General features: G+C 39.9%; 7 protein-coding genes. 6 read left to right on the top strand and 1 reads right to left on the bottom strand.

Features of this window, described 5'->3' with window-relative positions:
* From ACEW8U_RS21095 to ACEW8U_RS21080, 4 genes are all read left to right on the top strand, one after another.
* Positions 1 to 543: helix-turn-helix transcriptional regulator (locus ACEW8U_RS21095; protein ID WP_373524034.1), on the top strand; the 543-nt coding region annotated here is incomplete at its 5' end.
* A gap of 488 nt (positions 544 to 1031) precedes the next feature.
* Positions 1032 to 1604, top strand: coding sequence for an RNA polymerase sigma factor (locus ACEW8U_RS21090; RefSeq protein WP_373524033.1), 573 nt, complete (start codon positions 1032 to 1034; stop codon positions 1602 to 1604).
* A gap of 59 nt (positions 1605 to 1663) precedes the next feature.
* Entirely contained in the window at positions 1664 to 2062 is a 399-nt protein-coding gene (locus ACEW8U_RS21085) for a VOC family protein (protein WP_373524032.1), read from the top strand.
* Between the two features lie 18 nt (positions 2063 to 2080).
* Complete coding sequence (locus ACEW8U_RS21080; protein WP_373524031.1) at positions 2081 to 2596, top strand: hypothetical protein; 516 nt, start codon at positions 2081 to 2083, stop codon at positions 2594 to 2596.
* Between the two features lie 329 nt (positions 2597 to 2925).
* Here the strand turns inward: ACEW8U_RS21080 and ACEW8U_RS21075 are convergent, their stop codons facing one another.
* On the bottom strand, positions 2926 to 3048 hold the full coding sequence (locus tag ACEW8U_RS21075) for a hypothetical protein (RefSeq protein ID WP_373524030.1): 123 nt from the start codon (positions 3046 to 3048) through the stop codon (positions 2926 to 2928).
* 32 nt (positions 3049 to 3080) lie between these two features.
* Here ACEW8U_RS21075 and ACEW8U_RS21070 point away from each other — a divergent pair, with 32 nt between their 5' ends.
* Positions 3081 to 3647 carry a cupin domain-containing protein gene (locus ACEW8U_RS21070; protein ID WP_373524029.1) on the top strand — a complete coding sequence of 189 codons (567 nt, stop codon included), beginning with the start codon at positions 3081 to 3083 and terminating at the stop codon, positions 3645 to 3647.
* Positions 3648 to 3785: 138 nt separating this feature from the next.
* The gene (locus ACEW8U_RS21065) at positions 3786 to 4079 is read left to right on the top strand and encodes a Bor family protein (RefSeq protein ID WP_373524028.1); all 294 of its coding nucleotides are present in this window, start codon (positions 3786 to 3788) and stop codon (positions 4077 to 4079) included.
* Positions 4080 to 4322: the final 243 nt, after the last annotated feature.

Below are 4322 nucleotides of genomic sequence, written 5' to 3'. Positions count from 1 at the left end.
ACAGAAGCCCTTAAAAAAAGTATTGATATAAAAAGCTCCCAAGTAGCCTCAAGCCATCCCGGGCAAATCAATGCAGAAATGAAGGGAATCATCCGTTCCATTTGCGCCAATCCATTTGAGGGCGAAATGAAAAAAATGTACTTGGAGATCAAGACATTGGAACTGATAAGCCTGCAGATTTACCAACTTGGAAATCTGAATAGGATTGAGAAATTTGCTGACAGAAAACATCATGACCTGGCTTATGCCGTCAAAGATTTTTTGGAAATCGATATTTCAGCTACATGGACTTTGGATGATCTGGCCAAAAAATTCGGAACCAATATTCAGACCCTCAAGACATCCTTTAAATCAGCATTTGGTACAGGGATTTTTTCTTACTACCAACATTTGCGCATGGACCATGCCCTGGCCCTACTCAGAGATCAAAAACTCAGTATTGTGAAAGTTGCTGAATGGTTGTCCTACAGTCATCAAAACCACTTTTCAATTGCCTTCAAAAAGCATTTCGGCTTCCCTCCCTCAGAAGCACTAAAAAGGTGATTTTCTTTATCCCTTTTATCAGAACCGATTAAATATGTCGCCATAATCTAAATTTCAGGCATCGTCAACTTCCCGCTTCCACCTTCTATATCATCGGTGTCACGTCCTGATATTACTTGACACTATTTGATTATTTTTAATATCGTCCGTGCCTTCGGCACTTAATGATCCAAACCTAACCTTTAATCCCGGCAATAAATTACCGGGCTATAATTTCGGTCATGCCTACGGCATTTTTAATCCTAAGTTTGAACTGTCAAATCATTTCCTTCTGTGTCTCGCTTTGTGGCTCTTGGTTCTAATCTCTCGCCTCTTGTCTCTCGCTTCTTCATCCCACTTCACTACCCACTTCCAAACATATTTCCTTCCACGTATAAATGCTTTCCTTTTTCGTATAAACCTGATTTTGTTAAGGTTGTAGCTTTGCTTTATAAATTTTAACCACGGTTAAAAAAAGAAAAATGGCAATCAATTATCGAACTTTTACAATGAAAACACTCAAGCAAATTTCAGAAACAGAATTATTTTTAGGGTGCCAGGAAAAAAACCCGGCCATGCAAAAGGAGCTCTATGAAAGATATTCCCCAAAAATGTATGCACTTTGTCTAAGATATGTCCAAGAAACCGCAACTGCCGAGGATATTCTCATAGTAGGTTTTATGAAAGTTTTTGACCGCATCCATCAGTTCAGAGGAACGGGGAATTTTGGCGGCTGGATCAGGAGAATTATGGTCAATGAATGTCTGATGTATCTCGAAAAAGCGAAAAACCTATACAAGGAAATAGGTTTGGATGGCCTTCTGCCGGCTCCCATTCATTATCAGCCTTCGGATGAATTGGCCGTGGAGGACCTGATGAAATTGATAAATAGTCTTCCAAACGGATACAGAACTGTTTTCAACCTGTATGCTATAGAGGGATTTTCCCATCATGAAATTGCCCAAAAGCTGCATATCAGTGAGAATACCTCGAAATCCCAATTGAGCAGGGCCAGGGCCCATCTCCAGAAAATGCTCAATATCAGACCAATGGAGCAAAACACAAGATTGATGTCAGCCTAGGTTATTTTGGTTTTTCCATAAAACCGTTACAATTTGATCTTTATACAAACTGAACAACTATGACCCTTGAACACATAGCGCTCTGGACGGACAACCTGGAAAATCTGAAAGACTTTTATTGCCTGAATTTCGGCGGAAAGACCAATTCTCTTTATCTCAACCAAAAGACCGGATTCAAAAGCTACTTTATCAGCTTTTCAGGAGGTGCCAGATTGGAAATCATGGAGATGGATGGAATTCCATCCAACCTTAATGACAGAAAGACCAAACAGCACCTTGGATTAATCCATCTGGCATTTGGCACCGAATCTAAGGAAGAGGTGGATGCAAAAGCCATGGAGCTTAAGGAAGCAGGTTATGAAATTCTCAGAGGTCCCAGAACAACCGGCGACGGGTATTATGAATTCGAAACATTAGATCCAGATGGAAATAGGATTGAAGTGACTTTCAAATTATAATCCAGTATACCTGAAAACATGAATTTTTCACTCCTCAGCCCAAAGTTTTCTTCCCCTCTTGACCTTTCAACAGTGGTAAAACTAATATCCTCAAAGCCTAAGGTTCAGGAACTGGCTTTGAATTTTTCGGATGTAAACTTTGGTGAATTGGACTGTAAAGTTTTGGCTACATCCAGCTTGTCCCTTTTGTTTGGAAACATCCAATTGCAACCCAACATCAAGCTAAAAACTGATATGCCTGAAAACAGTGTCAACTTCCCATTTTTATTGGAAGGGGAAATTACTTCTGGTTTTTACAGCTATCCCCAAAAACAGTTGCTTACTGCAAATTCACACAATGCCATTCATTTGACCCACGCAGAAGGGGAACATCAGCTGCCCCTGGGGAAGGTTAAAACTTTTCACATCAACCTCAATTCAACTTATTTCTTTGAAACTTTTTGCTCAGAGGACAAGATCACAGAAGCTTTGAAAAACAGCATTGGTATTAAAAAGCATTTTGGATACGCTCCCTTAGTAGCATTGAAAAGGTAATTTCCTTTTTTGAATCTCCCTCTTGCATACCAATGACAGATTTGTTGAAAGCTGAGAAATTAATGCTTAGTCCTACCATCAATTGCCTCTCGCTTTAGCGGGAGGGAAAAAGAGGCTGAATATACCCCTGGCTTTAGCCAAAAATTATCGCTTACCTTATATCCTAAGTTTCTATTTTGGCTAAAGCCGATTGATATTTACATTGATTCATGAATGGGCTAAAGCCGCATTCCTATTGATATAAACTAAATCAAGATGTCATTATTTTTTGTTGAACATTTTGAAAAAATTTGGGACCACCAATGACGCACCACCTCTTCCTTTATCCTTTATCCCTTCTCCTTAATCCTTACTTCCTTCCCTACTCCCCTAATTCTCCATATTTCCTTCTCCATATAAAACCATTCCTTTCCCGTATAACACTGATTAAGTTCAGGTTGTAGTTTTGCCATATCTATTTTAACCACAATTTAATAAAAGAAAAATGGCAAAGACCAATCAAATTATCGAAAGCAAAACCTATGGCGACAAAGCCAAGTTTTTGGTCACCGCAGCGGACTCCAAGGGAGAAGTGCTTAGGGTGCAGGCATGGATCAAATCCGGGGCAGAAGGCCCTCCGGAACACTACCATCCGGTACAAAGTGAATCCTTTGAGGTGATCAAAGGACAGTTAAACATGATTTATGAGGGAAAGGAAATGGTATTGCTGCCGGGGGAAAAAATCACCGTCGCACCGAATGCCCTCCACAAATGGTACAATGCAGGTTCAGAAGAGCTTGAGGTCATTGCAGAGCTCAGACCGGCATTAAAAACCGAATATTTTCTCGAAAGCATGTACGCCCTGGACCAACTTGGAAAACTGGACAAAAAAGGTCTTCCCAACCCCCTTCAGTTTGCAGCCATTCTCAACGAATGCTACGGAGAACTTTTCGTTTTAGGTCCACCGATTTTCATGCAAAAATTCATGGCAAAAGTAGTGGGCGGGTTTGCCAAAATATTGGGATTCAAAGGCTATGTCCCCTTTCCAAAATTTGCAACAGCCAATAAATAATATCCTGTTGTTTGCTGATTATCACATGAATATGTAATAAAAATTCTTTTAAAAGGCCTGTAAACCACATATTCTAGGGATATTCCCATGCGTCAAATTTCGGGTAATTTGTATATCAACTTATATAAATCTACCACAATGAAAAAACTAATTTTAAATGCAGCCATGATGGTACTGTCTACAGGATTGTTGACATCATGCTTCACACAGACCTACACCGTGGGCAAAGGCCCTCAAAGAGGTGTAGAGCTAAAAGACAGGAGCCACTATCTTGTCTATGGATTGGCACCTTTGAAAACAGCCGATCCAGCAAAAATGGCCGGTGAGTCCGAAGATTATGAAGTGACCATTCAGCACACATTTGTTGATGGGCTGATCAATTTCCTTACCTGTGGCCTCTATTCACCTACCACTACCAAAGTGGTGAAATAAAAAAAGGAGCTCAAAGCTCCTTTTTTTATTTGCTTAATATGATCCTGTAAATTTGAACATGTACGTAAGCAATGATGCCAGTAAAATGGTAATTCGATATAATTCTCGCTTAGAAATCGAAGTGTCCGGTACATCGGACTTAGGACTTTCGCCCCCCCCGTTTGAAATAGAATATTAGGTTACTAGCAAAGAAGCGGATAACTATTAATGTGAATCAGAAATCTGTTTTAAATATTTTTTCCA

This window comes from Aquiflexum sp. (assembly GCF_041751335.1).
Lineage (GTDB): Bacteria > Bacteroidota > Bacteroidia > Cytophagales > Cyclobacteriaceae > Aquiflexum.
The sequence above is the reverse complement of the archived record's forward strand: the minus strand, read 5'-3'. Positions and strand labels throughout refer to the sequence as shown.